15 protein-coding genes and 1 pseudogene are annotated in these 19,034 nt (G+C 62.9%); 4 read left to right on the forward strand and 12 right to left on the reverse strand.

The genetic code is table 11. From position 1 onward, the window contains the following. The first annotated feature begins 105 nt into the window (after positions 1 to 105). Positions 106 to 1,314, forward strand: a complete 1,209-nt coding sequence (locus NKI59_RS18250) for a DUF2865 domain-containing protein (protein ID WP_352705798.1) — start codon at positions 106 to 108, stop codon at positions 1,312 to 1,314. Here NKI59_RS18250 and NKI59_RS18255 read toward each other — a convergent pair. From NKI59_RS18255 to NKI59_RS18275, 5 genes and pseudogenes are all read right to left on the reverse strand, one after another. After that, entirely contained in the window at positions 1,232 to 2,605 is a 1,374-nt protein-coding gene (locus NKI59_RS18255; RefSeq protein ID WP_352705803.1) for a glutamate--tRNA ligase, read from the reverse strand. The genes NKI59_RS18250 and NKI59_RS18255 overlap by 83 nt on opposite strands. Positions 2,606 to 2,738: 133 nt before the next feature. Further along, positions 2,739 to 4,543 (reverse strand): annotated as a pseudogene (locus NKI59_RS18260) (ABC transporter ATP-binding protein). Between the two features lie 382 nt (positions 4,544 to 4,925). Next, positions 4,926 to 5,339 carry a GNAT family N-acetyltransferase gene (locus NKI59_RS18265; RefSeq protein ID WP_352705805.1) on the reverse strand — a complete coding sequence of 138 codons (414 nt, stop codon included), beginning with the start codon at positions 5,337 to 5,339 and terminating at the stop codon, positions 4,926 to 4,928. Positions 5,340 to 5,366: 27 nt separating this feature from the next. Then, positions 5,367 to 7,049 (reverse strand): NAD+ synthase, encoded by a 1,683-nt coding sequence (locus tag NKI59_RS18270; RefSeq protein WP_352705807.1) that lies wholly within the window; start codon positions 7,047 to 7,049, stop codon positions 5,367 to 5,369. 65 nt (positions 7,050 to 7,114) lie between these two features. Beyond that, on the reverse strand, positions 7,115 to 7,828 hold the full coding sequence (locus tag NKI59_RS18275) for a DNA-3-methyladenine glycosylase I (RefSeq protein ID WP_352705809.1): 714 nt from the start codon (positions 7,826 to 7,828) through the stop codon (positions 7,115 to 7,117). An 84-nt stretch (positions 7,829 to 7,912) separates the two neighbouring features. Here NKI59_RS18275 and NKI59_RS18280 point away from each other — a divergent pair, with 84 nt between their 5' ends. Together NKI59_RS18280 and NKI59_RS18285 are read left to right on the forward strand one after the other, a co-directional pair. Continuing rightward, positions 7,913 to 8,476 (forward strand): DUF1003 domain-containing protein, encoded by a 564-nt coding sequence (locus NKI59_RS18280; RefSeq protein WP_023680015.1) that lies wholly within the window; start codon positions 7,913 to 7,915, stop codon positions 8,474 to 8,476. Continuing rightward, entirely contained in the window at positions 8,473 to 9,060 is a 588-nt protein-coding gene (locus NKI59_RS18285; RefSeq protein ID WP_352448714.1) for a DedA family protein, read from the forward strand. Before NKI59_RS18280 ends, NKI59_RS18285 begins: the two co-directional genes overlap by 4 nt. Positions 9,061 to 9,063: 3 nt before the next feature. Here NKI59_RS18285 and NKI59_RS18290 read toward each other — a convergent pair whose 3' ends face one another. From NKI59_RS18290 to NKI59_RS18315, 6 genes are all read right to left on the reverse strand, one after another. Next, positions 9,064 to 9,651 carry a hemerythrin domain-containing protein gene (locus NKI59_RS18290; RefSeq protein ID WP_352705811.1) on the reverse strand — a complete coding sequence of 196 codons (588 nt, stop codon included), beginning with the start codon at positions 9,649 to 9,651 and terminating at the stop codon, positions 9,064 to 9,066. Positions 9,652 to 9,751: 100 nt separating this feature from the next. Then, positions 9,752 to 10,111 (reverse strand): diacylglycerol kinase, encoded by a 360-nt coding sequence (locus NKI59_RS18295; protein WP_352705814.1) that lies wholly within the window; start codon positions 10,109 to 10,111, stop codon positions 9,752 to 9,754. Between the two features lie 77 nt (positions 10,112 to 10,188). Then, positions 10,189 to 10,608 (reverse strand): GFA family protein, encoded by a 420-nt coding sequence (locus NKI59_RS18300; RefSeq protein ID WP_352705816.1) that lies wholly within the window; start codon positions 10,606 to 10,608, stop codon positions 10,189 to 10,191. Between the two features lie 149 nt (positions 10,609 to 10,757). Further along, positions 10,758 to 12,131: a class II 3-deoxy-7-phosphoheptulonate synthase gene (locus NKI59_RS18305; protein ID WP_352705818.1), complete on the reverse strand. Its 1,374-nt coding sequence runs from the start codon at positions 12,129 to 12,131 to the stop codon at positions 10,758 to 10,760. 179 nt (positions 12,132 to 12,310) lie between these two features. Continuing rightward, the gene (gene mfd / locus NKI59_RS18310; protein WP_352705820.1) at positions 12,311 to 15,808 is read right to left on the reverse strand and encodes a transcription-repair coupling factor; all 3,498 of its coding nucleotides are present in this window, start codon (positions 15,806 to 15,808) and stop codon (positions 12,311 to 12,313) included. Positions 15,809 to 15,821: 13 nt separating this feature from the next. Then, positions 15,822 to 16,109 (reverse strand): FAD assembly factor SdhE, encoded by a 288-nt coding sequence (locus tag NKI59_RS18315; protein WP_023680023.1) that lies wholly within the window; start codon positions 16,107 to 16,109, stop codon positions 15,822 to 15,824. Positions 16,110 to 16,200: 91 nt separating this feature from the next. Here NKI59_RS18315 and recG point away from each other — a divergent pair, with 91 nt between their 5' ends. Then, complete coding sequence (gene recG, locus NKI59_RS18320; protein ID WP_352705823.1) at positions 16,201 to 18,309, forward strand: ATP-dependent DNA helicase RecG; 2,109 nt, start codon at positions 16,201 to 16,203, stop codon at positions 18,307 to 18,309. Here the strand turns inward: recG and NKI59_RS18325 are convergent. Then, positions 18,261 to 19,013 carry a DUF502 domain-containing protein gene (locus NKI59_RS18325; RefSeq protein WP_023680026.1) on the reverse strand — a complete coding sequence of 251 codons (753 nt, stop codon included), beginning with the start codon at positions 19,011 to 19,013 and terminating at the stop codon, positions 18,261 to 18,263. The genes recG and NKI59_RS18325 overlap by 49 nt on opposite strands. Between the last annotated feature and the right edge of the window lie 21 nt (positions 19,014 to 19,034).

Consider the following 19,034-nt stretch of genomic DNA (forward strand, 5'->3'; position numbering starts at 1 on the left):
CCATCGCGCATTTGGGCTGAAGCCGGAATCGGCGGTATGCTAAACAAACGGTTAACCGCAAGCGTGGTAGCTTTCAGAACGACAGACAGGCGGAGTTTCGGAGGGATGACGGGCGCATGTTGGAAGCTGACGCGGGCCGCCGCGCTGCTCGGTGCCCTGCTACTGTGCGACATTGCCGTCACTCAGGCGCAGGCCGCTTCCCGCCTCTGCCGCCAGCTTGAAGCCGATCTTGCCGCCGCTTCTCGTGGTGACGGCGGCAAACCGGCCTTGCTCAGGAAATATGACGACGCAATCGTCCGGCAGCGCCAGCAGATTTCAAAGGCCGTCAGCCAGGCCAGCAGCGCCGGCTGCGGCTTTTCGCTGTCTCGCCGCAACGCCAACGCATGCGCGGCGCTCGACGCCACCATCGATCGCATGGCAGCCAATCTCGACGCCCTGCAGGCCAAGCGCGCCGACCTTGCCGGCGGTGGTTCGCGACGCGATCGCGCGCGCATATTGACGTTGCTTGACGCCAATGGCTGCCGCGATGATGCGGCGCGGACGCCCGCGCCGGTCCGCGAAGCCAGCCGTGAAAACGGCAAGCGAAACCTGCTCGACCAGCTTTTGGGCAGTGACACAACTGAACCCGGTGCGCCCGATCAGCCTGAAGGGCCCGACCAGGCTGAAGAACTAAGTCAGCCGCGCAACATCCGCACCATGCTCAACAACGCCGACATGGGCCAGCCCCAAGGCGAATTCCGCACCATGTGCGTGCGCACCTGCGACGGTTATTTCTTCCCGATGTCGAATGCCGCCTCGCTGGGCGATTTCGAGCGCGACCAGACGAATTGCGAATCGAGCTGCCCCGGCACCGAAATGCAGGTTTTCTACACGCGCGGCATGAATGGCGATTCGGCGTCCATGACGTCTTCGGTGACGGGCAGGCCTTATATCGAACTGCCGACGGCCTACCTCTACAAGCAGTCCGACATGCCGCGGCCGCCGGCCTGCGGCTGCAATGCCGCGCAGAATTTCGTGATCATCGCCGGCAACCCGCCAACCCGGAAACAATCTGAGGCGAATGTAGAGAGTACCCCGTTCATTCCGCTGCCGGTTGCCAGGCCTGATCCGGGCGCCGACCCGGAGTCCTTGGCCAATGCGCAAGACGGCCTCGACCGTGAGGCGATCAGACGCCTTGCCGTCAAGCCCGTGCCCTCGCCGACGTCGCTGCCGCCGCCGGAGCAGCGCAAGGTCAGGGTCGTCGGGCCAACGTTCCTTCCCGACCCAGCAGCGGCAACAGATCTGCAAGCTCCGGACCCGAAGGCTGTCCCGTAAGCGCCAGCCTGAGCGGCATGAACAGCGCCTTGCCCTTACGGCCGCTCGCCGCTCGGATCTTGCCGGTCCAGTCTTTCCAGACGGTGCCGTTCCAAGGCTCTTCCGGCAGCAGTTCGAACGCCTGGCGAAGAAAGTCGCGGTCCTCGTCGGAAAACTCCGCCGGCTCCTCTGGACCGTCTCGAAGCGTACGCCACCAGATCGCCGCATCGGCCAGCCTGTCGAGATTGCCGCGCACCGCCAGCCAGAAAGGCTCGGCCTGTTCGCCAGAGATGCCGAGCACGATCAGCCGGTCGCGCGCCTCGGAAAAGGGCATGTGGTGCAGCAACGTGCGGTTGAGCACGAAGAGCTCGTCCGGATCGAATTTGGCGGCGGATTTCGATGTTGCCGCCGGATCGAAGCGCTCGGCAAGTTCAGCCATCGTCGGCACCGCCACGACGTTTTCCGAGGTACCGACGAGCACCGCCAGCGAGGCGACCGCCATCGGCTCGATGCCGCTCTCACGCAGGCTCTGGATGGACAGCGCGCCGGTGCGCTTGGAAAGCCCCTCGCCTGATGCTGTTGTCAGAAGATTGTGGTGGCCGAACACCGGCGGCTCGGCGCTGAGCGCCCGGAACAGGGCTATCTGGACGCCGGTATTGGTGACGTGGTCGTCGCCGCGAATGACATGGCTGACGCCCATTTCGATGTCGTCGATCACCGAAGGCAGCGTGTAGAGATAGGTGCCGTCCTCGCGCCGCAAAACCGGGTCTGAAATCGAGGCGAGGTCGACGGTCTCTTCGCCGCGCACCAGGTCGTTCCAGTGGATTTCGGTGCGCTCCGGCTGCAGCGGATCGCTGCTGAAGTTGGGCAGCAGAAAGCGCCAGTGCGGCCGCCGGCCATCGGCCTCATATTCCGCCACCTGCTCGGGTGCCAGCGTCAGCGCCTCGCGGCCATAGACTGGCGGCAGGCCACGCGTGCGGCGCACCTTGCGCCTCAGGTCGAGCTCTTCAGGCGTCTCATAGCACGCATAGACGAGGCGGGCCTCCTTCAGCCTCTCCAGTGCGGCATCGTAGATTTCGACCCGCCCCGACTGATACTCCGTGGCATCGGGGAAGATGCCCAGCCAATGCAGGTCGTAAAGGATGGCGTCGGAAAATTCCTGCGTCGAACGGGCGACGTCGGTATCGTCGAAGCGCTGGATGAAGCGGCCCTTGTTCTTGATGGCAAACAGCCAATTGAACAAAGCAGTGCGCGCATTGCCGATATGGATGCGGCCGGTCGGTGACGGGGCGAAACGGACGGTAACTGTCATGAGCGGGGCGTACCGGATGGTTTTGCTGTTGACAAGACGCGCCCCCGCGCTCGGCGGCAGACATAGAACATGACGAAGGCGAAGAAAAGACTGCAGCACCACGCGCCCATCAGGACGCGCGGCGCCGTACTCGTCAGATCACCAGGCCTTTGGTCAGCTCAAGCGCCTGGCGTTCGAACAGCCTACGGTAGATGCCGCCTTGCAGCCGGATCAGCTGGTCATGCGAGCCCTCCTCGACGATGCGGCCGCGATCGAACACCAGAAGCCTGTCCAGCGCGCGCACCGTCGACAGCCGGTGGGCAATAACCAGCGTCGTGCGGCCGACCATCAACCGCTCCATCGCCTGCTGGATCAGCACCTCCGATTCCGAATCGAGGCTCGACGTTGCCTCATCCAGGATGAGAATGCGCGCATCGGCGAGGAAGGCGCGTGCGATTGCAACGCGCTGACGCTCACCACCCGATAGCTTTACGCCACGCTCGCCGACCAGCGTGCCATAGCCTTTCGGCAAATTGGCGATGAAGTCATGCGCGCTGGCCAATCGCGCCGCGTGCTCGATCTCGGCCTGCGTGGCGGCCGGCCGGGCATAGGCGATGTTTTCGGCCAGCGACCGGTGAAACAGGATCGGCTCCTGCTGGACAATCGCGATCTGTGCGCGCAGCGACGCCTGCGCGACACCGGCAATGTCCTGGCCGTCGATCAGGATATTTCCCGCGGTCACGTCATAGAGGCGCTGGATCAGTTTGACGAATGTCGTTTTGCCGGAGCCCGAATGGCCAACCAGCCCGACCCGCTCGCCCGGCGCGATGTCCACCGAAAAGTCGCGATAGAGCGGCAGGCGTGGCTGCCATAATGGAACGTGACATTGTCGAAGGTGATACGGCCATCGGTGATCCGGATCGGTTTGGCGCCGGGCCGATCCTCAATGCCGAGTGGTTCGGACTGGAAGTCGACCAGTTCCTCCATGTCGTTGATCGAGCGCTGCAGATTGCGGATATGCGTGCCGATGTCGCGCAAATAGCCTTGCAGCACGAAGAATGAGGTCAGCACGAAGGCGACGTCGCCGGCGCTCGCCTGCCCCCACGACCACAACAGCAGGGAGAACCCGATGACCGCTGCCCTCAAAAGCAGCAGCATCGTCCCTTGCGTGGTGCCGTTGACAGTGCCGCGCATCCAGGTGCGGCGCGTGCGGCCGCGCCATTTAGCGACGACCTCGGCAAGCCGTGTCTCCTCGCGTTCCTCGGCGCCAAAACCCTTGACCACGCCGTTGCAGCTCACCGCGTCGGCCAGCGAGCCGCCGAGCCGTGTATCCCACGCATTGGCAAGCCTTGCCGCGGGCGCGACATAGCCAAGCGACAGCATCGTCGTCACCGCGATGAACAGAACCGAACCGGTGGCGACGACAGCACCCATCAGCGGCCAGAACCAGCCAAGCAGCAGCGTCGAGCCGACGAGTATGACGACCGATGGCAGCAGCGCGATCAGGATCGTGTCGTTGAGCAGGTCGAGCGCCCACATGCCGCGCGTTATCTTGCGCACCGTCGATCCGGCGAAGCTGTTGGCATGCCAGTCGGTGGAGAAGCGCTGGACGCGGTGGAAGGCGTCGGCGGCGATATCCGCCATCATCTTCAACGTCAGCTCGACAATGGCCATGAAGGCGAGATTGCGCAGCACGACACCGGTGAGCGCCAGGGCCACCAGCATCGAAAAGGCCGCTGTCGCCGCGTTCCACGCAACATCGTCGGCCGCAGCACTGCTGGCGACGGCATCCACCAGCCGGCCGGAATAGAGCGGCGTCAGCACGTCGGCCAAGGTCGACAGCAGGAACGTGCCCATAATGCCGGCAAGCCGCCACGGCTGACGCCGCCAATGGCTGAGCGTGAAGCCAAGAACGCTGCGAAAGGCGCCCGCGCGCAAATCTATTCGAAAACGAGTCATGATGTCATTCGGGCGCAAACGAGCCCGATCCCACGAAAGTAGAAATTGAAAAACCGCGTCGGCGCCGTTTGGCGCCCGGAGATGCGGAGGTTTGGCGTATTTGGCGGCCCTGTAGAGGGGCGGCGACCGGCAGCGGCGAAATACCTGCCTCGGTTCAGCCTTGCCGCGAGGCTATCTCGCGGCGCACTGACCAAGACCTAGGCTTCGCGGCCTCGCATAACGATGTCAAATCCTGGCATTCGGTTCCTCCTGAAGGGGAATCGCGGAGAGGTGTTTATAGAGACGCCTCAACGCCGCGCCAAGTCAGTAGATAGCCAAAAGCGCATCTGGTCCAAGCAGTGAGACGATTTTGCAACAATCGCGGGTTGTGCGCTGCCTCTGTTCAGGTTGCCGGGATACGGTCGAAGCGCATATAGCGGCCGTCGGTGGAAGGCCTGAAGCCGAGCTTTTCGTAAACCGCATGGGCGTCGTTGGTCGACAGGCTCCAATGCGTGACCGTCTTGACGTCCGAGTGGTCGATAAGCGCCTGGACAAGCCGGGTTCCGATGCCTTGTCCGCGATACCCGGGCCAGACAATTATGTCTGCGAGATAGGCAAATACCGTACGGTCGGTGATCGCCCGGCCGAAGCCGACCTGATTGCCGCCGACATAGGCGCCGACGCACAGTGAGTTGGCGAAGGCGCAGCGGTGCAGTTCATCGCTGCGGCCGCTGCCCCAATAGCTCTCCTTCAAAATGTCGGACGTCGCCCGGAAGTCGATCCGCGACGGGTCGAAGCTGATTTCAAGGTTGGCCATGGCTAAACTGTTAAACAGGCCAATCGCCTACCCGCCATCCCTGAACCGGTTGGTGATGGGATAACGGCGGTCGCGGCCGAAATTCTTCCTGGTGATCTTCACACCGGGCGCCGCCTGCCGGCGCTTGTATTCTGCGACGTAAAGCAGGTGCTCGACGCGCGTCACCGTCCCCCGGTCATGGCCGCGCGCGACGATGTCGTCGACACCCATCTCGTTTTCGATCAGGCACTCCAATATGTCGTCGAGCACCGGATAGGGCGGCAGCGAATCCTGGTCCGTCTGGTTCTCTCGCAGTTCCGCCGAGGGCGCCTTGTCGATGATGTTGGTCGGGATCACCTCGCCGGACGGACCGAGCGCACCCGGCGGCACATGCGCGTTGCGCCAGCGCGACAGCGCATAGACCTGCATCTTGTAGAGGTCCTTGATCGGATTGAAGCCGCCATTCATGTCGCCATAGAGCGTCGCGTAGCCGACCGACATCTCGCTTTTGTTGCCGGTGGTGACCACCATCGAGCCGAACTTGTTGGAAATCGCCATCAGGATGGTGCCGCGGGCCCGGCTCTGCAGGTTTTCCTCGGTGATGCCTTCCTTGGTGCCCTCGAAAAGCTGTGTCAACGTGTGCAGGAAACCCTCGACCGGCTCGAAGATCGGCACGATGTCGTAGCGGCAGCCGAGCGCGCGGGCGCAGTCCTCGGCATCCTTGAGCGAGTCCTTCGAAGTGTAGCGGTAAGGCATCATCACGGCGCGCAGCCGTTCCTCGCCCAGCGCATCGACGGCAAGTGCCGCGCAGATCGCCGAATCGATGCCGCCGGAGAGGCCGAGCACGACATTCTTGAAGCCGTTCTTGTTGACGTAATCGCGCAGGCCCAACATGCAGGCGCGGTAGTCGGCCTCCTCCTTCTCCGGGATTTTCGACATCGGTCCGTCAGAGCAGACCCAGATGTCATTCTTTCGCTTCCAGGTGGTGACGTTGACCGTCTCCTCGAACTGGCTCATCTGGAAGGCCAGCGTCTTGTCAGAACCTATGGCAAACGATGCGCCATCGAAAACCAGCTCGTCCTGGCCGCCAAGCTGGTTGGCATAGATAATCGGCAGTCCGCATTCGATGACCTGGCGGATGACGATCTGGTGGCGGACGTCGACCTTGCCGCGGTAATAGGGCGAGCCGTTCGGGACCAGCAGGATTTCCGCGCCGCTTTCGGCCAGCGTCTCGCAGACGGCAACCTCGCCCCAGATATCTTCGCAGATCGGCACTCCCACGCGCACGCCGCGGAAATTGACCGGCCCCTGGATCTCGGGGCCGGCCTGGAAGACGCGCTTCTCGTCGAACTCACCGTAATTCGGCAGATCGAGCTTGTAGCGTTCGGCAAGGATCTTGCCGCCATCGGCAAAGATGATTGAATTGTGCGTGCCGGTCTTGCGCTTCAACGGCGTGCCGATGACGAAACCCGGGCCGCCGTCGGCGGTATCGCCGGCGAAATCCTCCGCCGCCCGCTCGCAGGCCTTCAGGAAGGCGGGCTTCAGCACCAGATCCTCAGGCGGATAGCCGGCAAGGAAAAGCTCGGTAAACAGCACGAGGTCGGCGCCTTGGCGGGCGGCATCCGCCCTCGCCTCGCGTGCCTTGGCAAGATTCCCGGCGACGTCGCCGACCGTCGGATTGAGCTGGGCGACGGCGATGCGCAATATGTCTGGAGCGGTCTTGTCTGTCATGCCCGTGGGTTTAGCGCGGCAAAATTCGTCGGGCAATGGCGTTCGTTTGGACCAAACAGTCGATCCTATTCGCCCATATATTCGCGCAAGGCTTCCGGCGGATGGTTCTCGCCGATCGACATTGCCAGAATGCGCGAAATGTGCAGGCGCGGCAGCCCGGTTTCCGCCGCCCAGGCGTTTATCTGCACTTGGATCTTGCCCAGGTCCTTCTTCGATGTCGGGCTCTGCGCGAGGTCGAGCCCGGCGTCGCGCAGCGCTGCCGCCATGTCGGCCGAGACGATGAAGGCGTCCCACTCCAGCCAGCGCAGAAAATACTGGCCGGTATTGCCGCCGAGCCGGCTGCCGTGCTTGCCGAGATAGGCCATCAATCCGACCTGGTCATCCGCCGGCCAGTTGGCCAGGAACTTGCCGAAGCTGCCATGCTCCTTCGACACGCGCTCGACGAAGGCTGCGTTGTCGCGTACGGATTTGATCTTCTGCGGATTGCGGACGATGCGCTTGTCGGCTGTGAGATCGTGCCAGAAATCGTCAGGCTGGAACAGCAGCCGCTTCGGCTCGAAGCCAAGAAATGCTTCCTCGAAACCCGGCCATTTCTGCTCGATGACCTGCCAGACAAAGCCGGCGGCAAAAACCCGCTCGGCCATGGTCGACAGGATCCGGTCGTCCGCAATCTTTGCCACCGCGGCATTGTCGGGCATAGGACCCAGCAGCGACGTCAGCGCTGCCTCACCGCCTTTGCGCTTCGCTGCACGGGCGCGAATTTTCTGAAAATCCACCATTTGTTTCCTGACCCCATCGCGTCAATCTACCACTTCCCGTATGAACCGGCAGCTTCTACCTCATCGCTGACGACGGAGGCGACGATGAACAAAACGATCGAGGACCTGGCAAGCCGCTGGCTGAAGCGAAAGCCGGACGGCCTCAGCGCGCTCGAAAGCCGGGTACTGCAATCTACGCTCGAGCGCACCACGATCTCCAAGGACACCAACAAGGCCGTCGCCTTTCACCAGACGTTTGGAGATCGCCTGGCCGACACCATCGCCCGGATCGGCGGCTCGTGGTCCTTCATCCTGGCATTCATTGGCTTCCTGATCCTGTGGACGGCAGGCAATGTCTGGCTCTTGTCGCGCGCCGCCTTCGATCCCTATCCCTTCATCTTCCTCAATCTCGTGCTTTCCATGGTTGCCGCCCTGCAGGCGCCAGTGATCATGATGGCGCAGAACCGCCAGACTGAGCGCGATCGTATCGACGCCGCCCACGACTATGAGGTCAATCTCAAGGCCGAGATCGAGATCATGGCGTTACACGAAAAGCTCGACGAACTGCGCCACAGCCAGATCATCGGCATGCGAGACGAGATCGCCCGGCTGGCCGAGCAGGTGAAGCGCATCGACGACATTCTGTCGAAGCAGCGAACGTCTTCATGACGGAAGTCATCCATCGTCTCATTGAGCAATATGGGCTGGTCGCGGTTTTTCTGGGCTGCGTCGCCGAGGGCGAAAGCGCCGCCATTCTCGGCGGTTTTTTCGCGCATCAGCATGTCTTCGTCCCGTGGCAGGCCTTCCTCGCGGCGGCGCTCGGCGCCTTCGGTGGCGACACGTTCTTCTTCATCTTGGGACGGAGCTTCGCCGACCATAAATTCGTGATCAGGCTCCGAGCCCGGCCGGGCTTCAGCCACGCCTACCGCCTTGTCACCTCTCATCCCAACATTTTCGTGCTGTCGAACCGTTACATCTATGGCCTGCGACTGGTCGGCGGAATCGCGGCCGGGCTGTCGGGCATCGCCGCGGCGCATTTCATCATCCTCAACGCCATCTCGTCGGTAGTCTGGGCGGCACTGTTCTGCACTGTCGGTTATGTCTTCGGGCTGGGCGCGGAGCACATCGTCGGCCAGGCGCTGGCCCGCCACGAGCGGTTGCTGATCGCTCTGGCAATCGGCCTCGTTGTGGCCATCCTCGGCTGGCTCGCGGCCCATATCGTCGCCAAGAAGGAACTCCACAAGGGAAGCTGATCGTCAATCAATGCCGAGCGCACGATCACCCTTCTCGAGGATCAGCGGAATGATCAGGTCTTCCTCGTCGGCAAGATGCCGGGTCAACATGGCGATCAGCCGGCTGTTCTCGTCAGCATAGGCATCGGCGGCGAAACGCTGTTTGTCTTCGCTCTCCTGAAGCGTGCGGATGAAGGCATTTGCCGCCTGGGCATTGCGCTCCAGTCCCTCATGGATTGTGTGGTGATCGGCATCCAGGATTTCGAAGCCGCGCTTCAGACGGGTCTCGGCCCTGGCGAAGACCGGGAAATAATGATGGTCCTCGACATTGTGGTGGCCGTCGAGATTGCCGAGGAAATGGTTGAGGCGCGGCGCGAACCAGCGCGCGAATTCCTGCGCGTTCAGCCTGCCATCCCGATAATCGCCAATACCACTGGCGAGCATGCCGCCAAGCTCGCGGAACATGTCGTGCCGCTGCAGCCACATATTGGCCATGCCGTGGATGTTGGCATGCGCCTGCCAGACCTCGCGCGGAAATTTTTCAACCAGCCAGCGAAGATCGTCCGGCAGGCCCTCACGTTCGAGCAGCAGAAATCCGGCGGTATCGGCCATATCGGTTTCCTCAGACCATGATCCCGAAAGTGGTACCGGTCTTCGGAAAAGATCATGGTCAAAACGAGAGATGCAGTGGCGGCATGTAGTGTCTGAAACCTCAGATCGGTACCCCGAGGATCCGCTCGATGACGGCGACGCCCCAGACGCCGGCAGCGATCACCACCGAAATCAGCACCGCCAGCGAACCGCAATCCTTGGCCAGTTGGATATCGATGTTGAATTCGCGGCTGAACGCGTCGCATGCCGCCTCGATGCCGGTATTCAACACCTCGATCATGATCATGAGCAGCACCGCGCCGATCAGCAACGCATAGCCGCGCCACGATTCCGAAAGGAACCAGCCGAGCGGCAAGGCAAGCACGAGCAGTGTCAGCTCCAACTGGAAAGCCTCCTCGCTGGCCGCCAGTTTGCGAAACGCCCGCACCGAATTGTAAAAAGCGTCGATCAGCCGCTGCATGCCAAAACCCTTCGGAATCACCGGCAGGGGATTAGCGCAATGGCTGGACCAAGGGAATAAGGCGACCCCTTCAAAAATCAGTCGCCTGCCACCTTGATCGACGGTGTCGACTTCTCGAACTGCGGCAGCCCGTCATCGATGGCGTAATAATCGCCCTTGTCGCCGACGAAGATATGGCATTCTCCTTGAAGCCCGGTTGGCGCGTCGAACAGGCCTGCCATGACCGAAACATAGCCATCATCGCTCGGCTTCCAGAACAGCAGAGAGCCGCATGTCTTGCAGAAGCCGCGTCTGGCGAACGGAGAAGCCTCGTACCAGGTGATGCTCTCCGCGCCGGTGATTGTGATGTCGCGGTCGGCAACATTGGTCGCCGCATAAAAATGCCCGCTCTGCTTCCGGCACTGCGAGCAATGGCAGTAGACGACACCGCGTAGCGGTCCTCGTGTCTGGAACCGCACTGCTCCGCACAAGCATGATCCGGTGTGACTGTCAGCCATGTCGGCCTCCCGATGCAATTGCCATCGCCTGGCAGAATTCCAGTTTTGCGCCCGTTAAGCACGAGCAAATGCGACACCGGCGGGATTGAATAGAAAAAGCGCCGGTTTTCGCCCGGCGCTTCTTCAATGACATCACAGTTCAGATCGTATCAGCCATTGACGGCCTGCTTGTGCTGCACCGGATGGGTCTTCTTGAGCAGATCGGAGACCAGGAACGCCAACTCGATCGCCTGGTCAGCGTTGAGGCGCGGATCGCAATGGGTGTGGTAGCGATCCTGCAGCTCTTCGGCGGTGATGGCGCGGGCGCCACCGGTGCATTCCGTGACGTTCTTGCCGGTCATCTCGACATGGATGCCGCCCGGATGCGTGCCTTCGGCGCGATGCACCTCGAAGAAGGTCTGCACCTCCTTCAGGATGCGGTCGAACGGCCGTGTCTTGTAGCCGGCGGCCTCGATGGTGTTGCCATGCATCGGGTCGGACGACCACACCACGCTGCGGCCTTCCTTCTGCACCGCGCGCACCAGCTTCGGCAGGTGGTCAGCAACCTTGTCGGAACCGAAACGCGCGATCAGCGTCAGCCGGCCGGGCTCGTTCTCCCGATTGAGCAGGTCGATGAGCTGCAACAGGCCATCCGGCGTCAGCGACGGGCCACATTTCAGGCCGAGCGGGTTCTTGATGCCACGGCAGTATTCGACATGGGCATGGTCGGGCTGGCGCGTGCGATCGCCGATCCAGATCATGTGGCCGGAGGTGGCGTACCAGTCGCCGGAGGTCGAATCGACGCGGGTCAGCGCCTCCTCATAGCCGAGCAGCAACGCTTCGTGGCTGGTGTAAAAATCGGTCTCGCGCAGCGCGTAATTGGTCTCCGAGGTGATGCCGACGGCCTTCATGAAGTCCATCGTCTCGGTGATGCGGTTGGCGAGCGACTCGTACTTCTCCCCCTGCGGGCTGTCGGACACGAAGCCGAGCATCCATTGATGCACGTTCTCCAGACTGGCGTAGCCGCCCTGGGCGAAGGCGCGCAACAGGTTGAGCGTTGCCGCCGACTGGCGGTACGCCATCTCCTGTCTTGCAGGATCGGGAATGCGCGACTTGGCATCGAACTCGATGCCATTGATGATGTCGCCGCGATAGCTGGGCAGCGTCACACCGCCCTTGGTCTCATTGTCGGACGAGCGCGGCTTGGCAAACTGGCCGGCGACACGGCCGACCTTCACCACCGGCTGCGCGCCGGCGAAGGTCAGCACCACCGACATCTGCAAGAAGACGCGGAAGAAGTCGCGGATATTGTCGGCGCCATGCTCGGCGAAGCTCTCGGCGCAATCGCCGCCCTGCAGAAGGAATGCGTCACCGGCAGCGACGGCTGCAAGCTGCTTCTTCAGCTTGCGTGCCTCACCTGCAAAAACCAACGGCGGAAACGTGGCAAGCTGGGCTTCCGTGTTCCTCAGCGCGGCAAGATCCGGATAGGCAGGAACCTGCTGGATCGGCTTAGCTCTCCACGAATTCGGCGACCATTTCGTCATCGAAGCACCTAACGCTCTTTCACACGGACGCCATCGCCCGCCAATCCGCCCCATATGGGGTCGCGGCTCCATACACGAAGCCGATTTCCTATTCTAGACCGGAAGTGGTCGCGTGGCGAATGAGCACGGCACGGCGAAAGTGCCGGTGCGGCTGTGCCCAGAGCACCAGCGACGCGCTGCTACACCGCTTTCTCCACCAGCCGCGCCAGCTGCGTCATGACAACCGCTGAGCCAGCCAGCCGCTTCTCGGGCGTCGCCCAGTCACGGCTGAAGACGACGCTCTGGTCGGGCCGGATCTTGGCCAGCGAGCCCTGTTCGCCGATGAGCTTGACCAGCCCGACCGGATTGGCGAATTCCCGCTTGCGGAAATGGATGACGACGCCCTTCGGCCCGGCGTCGAGTTTTTCGACATTGGCCTTGCGGCAAAGCGCCTTGATGAAGACGATCTTCAAAAGATGTTCAACCTCTTCCGGCAACGGCCCGAACCGGTCGATCAGCTCGGCGCCGAAAGCATCGATCTCTTCCGTATTTTCGAGATCGCCAAGACGGCGATAGAGCGCCAGCCTGAGCTGCAGATCCGGGACGTAGCTTTCCGGGATCATCACCGCCGTGCCGACGGCGATCTGCGGCGACCAGCCGCCGTCCTGCACCTCGCCGGAATCCTTCACTTCGGCCACCGCCTCCTCCAGCATCTGCTGGTAGAGCTCGAAGCCGACCTCCTTGATGTGGCCCGACTGCTCTTCGCCAAGCAGATTGCCTGCGCCGCGGATATCGAGGTCGTGGCTGGCCAGCTGGAAACCGGCGCCTAGCGTATCGAGCGACTGCAGCACTTTCAGCCGACGCTCGGCTGTATCGGTTAGCTTGCGGTTGGCGGGCAGAGTGAACAGCGCATAGGCGCGTACCTTCGAACGGCCGACGCGGCCACGCAACTGATAGAGCTGCGACAGGCCGAACATGTCGGCGCGATGCACAATCAGCGTGTTGGCAGTCGGAATATCGAGGCCAGATTCGACGATGGTGGTCGACAGCAGCACGTCGTACTGGCCGTCATAAAAGGCATTCATGATATCGTCGAGCTCGCCCGGCGGCATCTGGCCATGGGCCACCGCCACTTTCAGCTCAGGTACAGATTCGCGCATAAAATCATGGATTTCCGCGAGATCGCTGATGCGCGGTACGACGTAGAAGGAATGGCCGCCGCGGTAGCGTTCTCTGAGCAGCGTCTCGCGGATGACCAGCGGATCGAAGGGCGAGATGAAGGTGCGCACCGCCAGGCGGTCGACCGGCGGCGTAGCGATCAGCGACAACTCGCGCACGCCGGTCAAGGCAAGCTGCAGCGTGCGTGGGATCGGCGTCGCCGACAAAGTCAGAACGTGGACGTCGGTCTTGAGATCCTTCAGCCGCTCCTTGTGCTTGACGCCGAAATGCTGCTCCTCATCGATGATCAGCAGACCAAGATTCTTGAACGAGATCGAGGAGCCGAGCAGTGCATGCGTGCCGACGACGATGTCGATCTGGCCTTCGGCGACGCCCCTCTTGGTCTCGGCCAGTTCCTTGGCGCCGACCAGCCGCGAGGCCTGGGCGACGCGGATCGGCAGGCCGGAGAAGCGCTGCGAGAAAGTCTTGAAATGCTGGCGCGACAACAATGTCGTCGGCACCACTATGGCCACCTGAAAGCCTTCCATCGCCCCAATGAAGGCGGCGCGAAGTGCAACTTCGGTCTTGCCGAAGCCGACGTCACCGCAGATCAGCCGGTCCATCGGCTTTCCGGCGCCTAGATCATCCATGACTGAATCGATCGCGGTCTGCTGGTCATCGGTCTCCTCATAGGGAAAACGCGCTGCAAACTCGCCATAGAGGCCTTCCGCCGGCACCAGCGCCGGTGCTGCCCGCATTTGCCGCTCGGCGGCAATGCGGATCAGCTGCCCGGCCATGTCGAGCAGGCGCTTCTTCAGCCGCGCCTTGCGCGATTGCCAGGCGCCACCGCCAAGCTTGTCGAGCGTCGCCTCGGCCGAATCCGAGCCATAGCGCGACAGCAGCTCGATGTTTTCCACCGGCAAGAATAGCCGATCGTCGCCGGCATAGTGGATCTCGAGGCAATCGTGCGGCGCACCAACCGCCTCGATGGTACGCAACCCGATGAAACGGCCAATGCCATGGTCGGCATGGACGACGATATCGCCTGAAGACAATGCCGAAGCCTCGGCGATGAAGTCGGACGCGCGCTTCTTGCGCTTCGAGCGCCGGATCAGCCGGTCGCCGAGAATGTCCTGCTCGGCGACGACGACCAGTTTCTCGGTCTCGAAGCCGGATTCGAGCGGCAGCACGGCCAGCGCCGCCTGCCCTGGCTCAAGCCTTTCGGCTTCGGCAAGGGTCGCCACCGGTTTCAGGTTGCCAAGGTGATGCTCGACCAGGATCTGGCCGAGCCGGTCGAGCGAACCTTCAGTCCAGCCGGCGACGATGACGCGGCGGCGTCCAGCGCGCTCGTCGGAAATGTGTTTTACGACGACGTCGAAAACGTTGGCGTTAGGATCGGCGCGTTCCTCGACGAAGCTGCGGCCGTGGCGCGAGCCGGCATGGAACACCTTTTTCGCGCCGGCATCGGGCGCGTCGAAGGCCGTGAAATCTATCGCCTCGCGCGGGCCAAGCGAGGCAATCAGGTTCTCGGGCGACAGATAGAGCAGATCCGGCGGCACCGGCTTGTAGGGCACCGCGTCCTTCAAGGCGCCGTCGGCCTGCTTCTTGCGCGCTTCGTAGTGGTCGAGGATCAGAGTGTGGCGCTCGGCCAGTGCCTCATGCGCCAGATGGTCGAAAACCACAGGCGCATCGGGCAGGTAGTCGAAGACGGTTTCCAGCCGCTCATAGAAGAACGGCAGCCAGTGCTCCATGCCGGCAAACCGCCTGCCCTCGCTGACCGCCGCATAGAGCCCATCGTCGCGGGAGGGCGCGCCAAAGGCTTCGATGTAGGCGCGGCGGAAGCGGCTGATGGTTTCCGGCGTCAGCGCCACCTCGCTCATCGCCTGCAGCGCCATCGATTTGCGTTGGCCGATGGTGCGCTGGGTTGCGGTGTCGAAGACGCGGATCGATTCCAGCGTATCGCCGAAGAAATCGAGGCGCAGTGCCTCCGTCCAGCCGGGCGCGAAGAGATCGAGAATGCCGCCGCGCACCGCAAATTCGCCGATGCCGCGCACCGTCGGCACTCGCTCGAAGCCGGAATTCTCCAGCCGCGACACCAGCACGTTCATGTCTATCTGGTTGCCGGGTTTGGCGTGGAAGGTCTGCGCCTCGACGAGTTCAGCCGGCGGAATGCGTTGCAACAGCGCGTTCGCAGTGGTGAGGACGACGGCGCGGTGCGGCTTCTTCGCCAGCGCAATCATTGCGGCCAGTGCATCGAGCCGCCTTGCGGCGGCGTCGGCGCCGGGCGAGACGCGGTCGTAAGGCAGGCAGTCCCAGGCCGGCAGTTCCAGCACCGGCAGGCCCGGCGCGGCAAAGGCAAGCGCCTCGACGATCGCCGGCAGGCGCTGGCCGTCGCGCGCCACGAACAACACCGGCTTGTCAGGGGCGATCTCGTGCGCAGCCTGCACCAGCGCAAAAGCTTCGTAGCCGTCGGCGACGCCATCGACGATGAACTGGCCGGCGCGGCCTTTCGGCAGACCGATCGTAGGGATAAGGCTCATGGCTACACGTTGTTCAGAAGGTCATCTCCCGGCGCGAAGCCAGGATTTTTTGCAGGACGGCACAGTCGATATCCGCCGGAACCGGGCGTTCGCCAGTGACGAGAGGCAGGAATTCGGTGTCGGGAATGTCGAGGAGCCTCTCATATTGGTCGATTTCGTCGCCGGTCAAGGCGCCGATCTCGGCATCGGCGAAGCTGCCGAGTATAAGGTCCATCTCGCGCATGCCGCGGTGCCACGAACGAAACAGAAGCTTGCGGCGGCGGGCATCGAGCCCCTCGCTTGATCGTTTCGTTCCGGTCATCTTGCAACATCCTTGCCCAGGCGGCGCATATAGCGTGGATAGAAGGCGGTGTCAGCCTTGCGCTACAGTCGCCGCAACATAAGCTGACATCATGCGTCCCTCCCTCCTCGATCCGCTGTTTGTCCCGATCACCTCGCTTGCCGGGGTCGGGCCAAAAGTTGGCGCCCTGATCGAAAAAGTCGTAGCAGCCGACCTCGGCGACCGGGCCGCGCGCGCCGGGGATCTCTTGTTCGTGCTGCCGCATACTGTCATCGACCGCCGCAACCGGCCTGGCATCGCCGGCTCGGCGGAAGGCGCCATCGTTACGCTCGACGTCCGCATCGATCGCCACCAGCCGCCGCCACGCGGCAACAGGTCGGTCCCGTACCGGGTCTACGCCCATGACGACACCGGCGAGATCGCGCTGACCTTCTTCCATGCCCATGCCGCCTATCTCGAAAAAGCAATGCCCGCAGGCGAGCATGTCGTCGTCTCCGGCCGCATGGAATGGTTCAACGGCCGCCCGACCATGGTTCATCCCGACCATATCGCACTTGCCGGCGACACGGAAAACCTGCCGCTGGTCGAGCCGGTCTATCCGCTGACCGCCGGGCTCTCTGGCAAGGTGCTGCGCCGGGCGATTGGCCAGGCGCTGGCCCGCCTGCCGGTGCTACCCGAATGGCAGGACGGCGAGTTCCTGCGCCGCCACACCTTTCCTGCTTTCGGCGATGCGCTCAACCGCATCCACAATCCTGCCGACCCGGTCGACGTCTCCGTCGACAGCGCAGCGTGGCGGCGCCTTGCCTATGACGAGTTCTTGGCCGGCCAAGTATCGCTGGCGCTGGTGCGGGCCAAGGTCCGCCGATTATCTGGCCGGCCACTCGTCGGCGACGGCCGCATAGTCGAACAACTGCGCGTGGCACTCCCCTATTCGCTGACCATGTCGCAGGAAATGGCGCTTGCCGAAATCAACGCCGATCTCGGTGACCCCGAACGCATGCTGCGCCTTTTGCAGGGCGATGTCGGCTCCGGCAAGACGGTGGTCGCGCTGCTTGCCATGGCGCGTGCCGTCGAGGCCGGCAGCCAGGCGGCATTGATGGCGCCGACCGAAATCCTGGCGCGCCAGCATCTGGCAACGATTGCGCCGTTGGCGGAACGGGCCGGCCTGCGTGTCGCCGTCCTCACAGGTCGCGAAAAGGGCCGCGAGCGTGCCGACACGCTGACCGGGCTGGCCAATGGTGACATCGACATCGTCGTCGGCACCCATGCGCTGTTCCAGGAAACGGTGACGTTCCGTGACCTCGTGTTCGCCGTCGTCGACGAGCAGCACCGTTTCGGCGTCCATCAGCGCCTTGCCATTACCGCCAAGGGCGATGCGCCCGACATGCTGGTGATGACAGCAACGCCGATACCGCGGACGCTGGTGCTGACTGCATTCGGCGACATGGATGTGTCGAAGCTGACGGAAAAGCCGGCCGGCCGCCAGCCGATCCGCACCGTCACCTTGCCGCTTGAACGGCTCGACGAACTGATCGGACGCATGCTCGACGCCGTCGCCGATGGCCAGAAAATCTACTGGATCTGTCCGCTGGTCGAGGAATCCGAGGAGATCAAGCTGATGTCGGCCGAGGACCGTTTTGCCTCGCTGAAGCCGCTGTTCGGCGACCGCGTCGGCCTGGTGCACGGCCGTATGAAAGGCGCCGACAAGGACGAGGCGATGCGCGCCTTCAAGCAGGGTGACACCCGTATCCTGATCGCCACCACCGTCATCGAGGTCGGCGTCGATGTGCCTGATGCGACAATCATGGTTATCGAGCATGCCGAGCGTTTTGGCCTCGCCCAACTGCACCAATTGCGCGGCCGGGTCGGGCGTGGCGACAAGCCTTCATCGTGCGTGCTGCTCTACAAGGATCCGCTCGGCGAGACGGCAAAACGCCGTTTGTCGGTAATGCGCGAGACCGAGGACGGCTTCCGTATCGCCGAAGAGGATCTGAAGCTGCGCGGCGAAGGCGAGTTGCTCGGCACCCGCCAGTCCGGCACGCCGGGCTTCCAGGTGGCACGCATCGAGGCGCATGCCGACCTGCTCGAGGCCGCTCGCGACGATGCGCGGCTGATCCTGTCGCGCGATCCGGAACTGCAGTCCGAACGCGGCACGGCGCTGCGCCTGCTGCTCTATCTGTTCGGCCGCGACGAGGCCGTGCGGCTCCTGCGTGCCGGCTGAGGCATCGTGTCGAGCGGAGGATTGGCAAGCGCGCCGTGGATCTGCTCGCCGTTCACCGTCACCATTTTGACCGCCGGCGCCACCAAGCCGGCCGACACGATCAGCTTGGCTCCGTCCTCGATTGTCATGTCGAGCAGCACAATGTCGGATTTCGGCACATACATCAAAAAGCCCGTCGTCGGGTTGGGCGTACATGGCATGAATACGGCAATCAGCGGATCGCCTTCCCGGTCGAGCTTCTGGTTGATCTCGGTTTCCTTCTCGCTGGCGACGAAGACCAGCGACCAGACCCCTTTGCGCGGATATTCGACCAACCCGACCTGGCGGAACATGTCGCCCTTGTTCGACAGCACGGTCTCGAAAATCTGCTTCAGCGAACGGTAGATGCCGCGCACCAGCGGCATGCGGCCAAGCAGGCGCTCGCCGAAATTGACGATGGCGCGGCCAACGATATTGGCGGTCATAAAGCCGATGAAGGTGATGAGGATCAAGGCAACGATCAGCCCAAAACCCGGCACTGGAAACGGCAGGTAGGTGTCCGGATTGTAGCGTACCGGAATGTAGGGTTTCACCCAGGAATCGACCCAGCCGATCAGCGACCAGGCAATGTAGGCGGTAATCGCCAGCGGCGCGCAAACGACGAAGCCGGTCAGGAAATAGTTTCTCAGCCGGGTCATGCCTGAGGTCTTGAGAGCATCCGACATGTTTCACCGCAGCGTGTGTTT

The sequence above is a fragment of the Mesorhizobium sp. M0598 genome, from assembly GCF_040320865.1.
GTDB lineage: Bacteria > Pseudomonadota > Alphaproteobacteria > Rhizobiales > Rhizobiaceae > Mesorhizobium.

Bases quoted from the DNA above. Each gene is read 5' to 3' on its own strand.
- NKI59_RS18250 (WP_352705798.1), top strand. From the start codon at position 106: ATGACGGGCGCATGTTGGAAGCTGACGCGGGCCGCCGCGCTGCTCGGT.
- NKI59_RS18255 (WP_352705803.1), bottom strand. From the start codon at position 2,605: ATGACAGTTACCGTCCGTTTCGCCCCGTCACCGACCGGCCGCATCCAT.
- NKI59_RS18265 (WP_352705805.1), bottom strand. From the start codon at position 5,339: ATGGCCAACCTTGAAATCAGCTTCGACCCGTCGCGGATCGACTTCCGG.
- NKI59_RS18270 (WP_352705807.1), bottom strand. From the start codon at position 7,049: ATGACAGACAAGACCGCTCCAGACATATTGCGCATCGCCGTCGCCCAG.
- NKI59_RS18275 (WP_352705809.1), bottom strand. From the start codon at position 7,828: ATGGTGGATTTTCAGAAAATTCGCGCCCGTGCAGCGAAGCGCAAAGGC.
- NKI59_RS18280 (WP_023680015.1), top strand. From the start codon at position 7,913: ATGAACAAAACGATCGAGGACCTGGCAAGCCGCTGGCTGAAGCGAAAG.
- NKI59_RS18285 (WP_352448714.1), top strand. From the start codon at position 8,473: ATGACGGAAGTCATCCATCGTCTCATTGAGCAATATGGGCTGGTCGCG.
- NKI59_RS18290 (WP_352705811.1), bottom strand. From the start codon at position 9,651: ATGGCCGATACCGCCGGATTTCTGCTGCTCGAACGTGAGGGCCTGCCG.
- NKI59_RS18295 (WP_352705814.1), bottom strand. From the start codon at position 10,111: ATGCAGCGGCTGATCGACGCTTTTTACAATTCGGTGCGGGCGTTTCGC.
- NKI59_RS18300 (WP_352705816.1), bottom strand. From the start codon at position 10,608: ATGGCTGACAGTCACACCGGATCATGCTTGTGCGGAGCAGTGCGGTTC.
- NKI59_RS18305 (WP_352705818.1), bottom strand. From the start codon at position 12,131: ATGACGAAATGGTCGCCGAATTCGTGGAGAGCTAAGCCGATCCAGCAG.
- mfd (WP_352705820.1), bottom strand. From the start codon at position 15,808: ATGAGCCTTATCCCTACGATCGGTCTGCCGAAAGGCCGCGCCGGCCAG.
- NKI59_RS18315 (WP_023680023.1), bottom strand. From the start codon at position 16,109: ATGACCGGAACGAAACGATCAAGCGAGGGGCTCGATGCCCGCCGCCGC.
- recG (WP_352705823.1), top strand. From the start codon at position 16,201: ATGCGTCCCTCCCTCCTCGATCCGCTGTTTGTCCCGATCACCTCGCTT.
- NKI59_RS18325 (WP_023680026.1), bottom strand. From the start codon at position 19,013: ATGTCGGATGCTCTCAAGACCTCAGGCATGACCCGGCTGAGAAACTAT.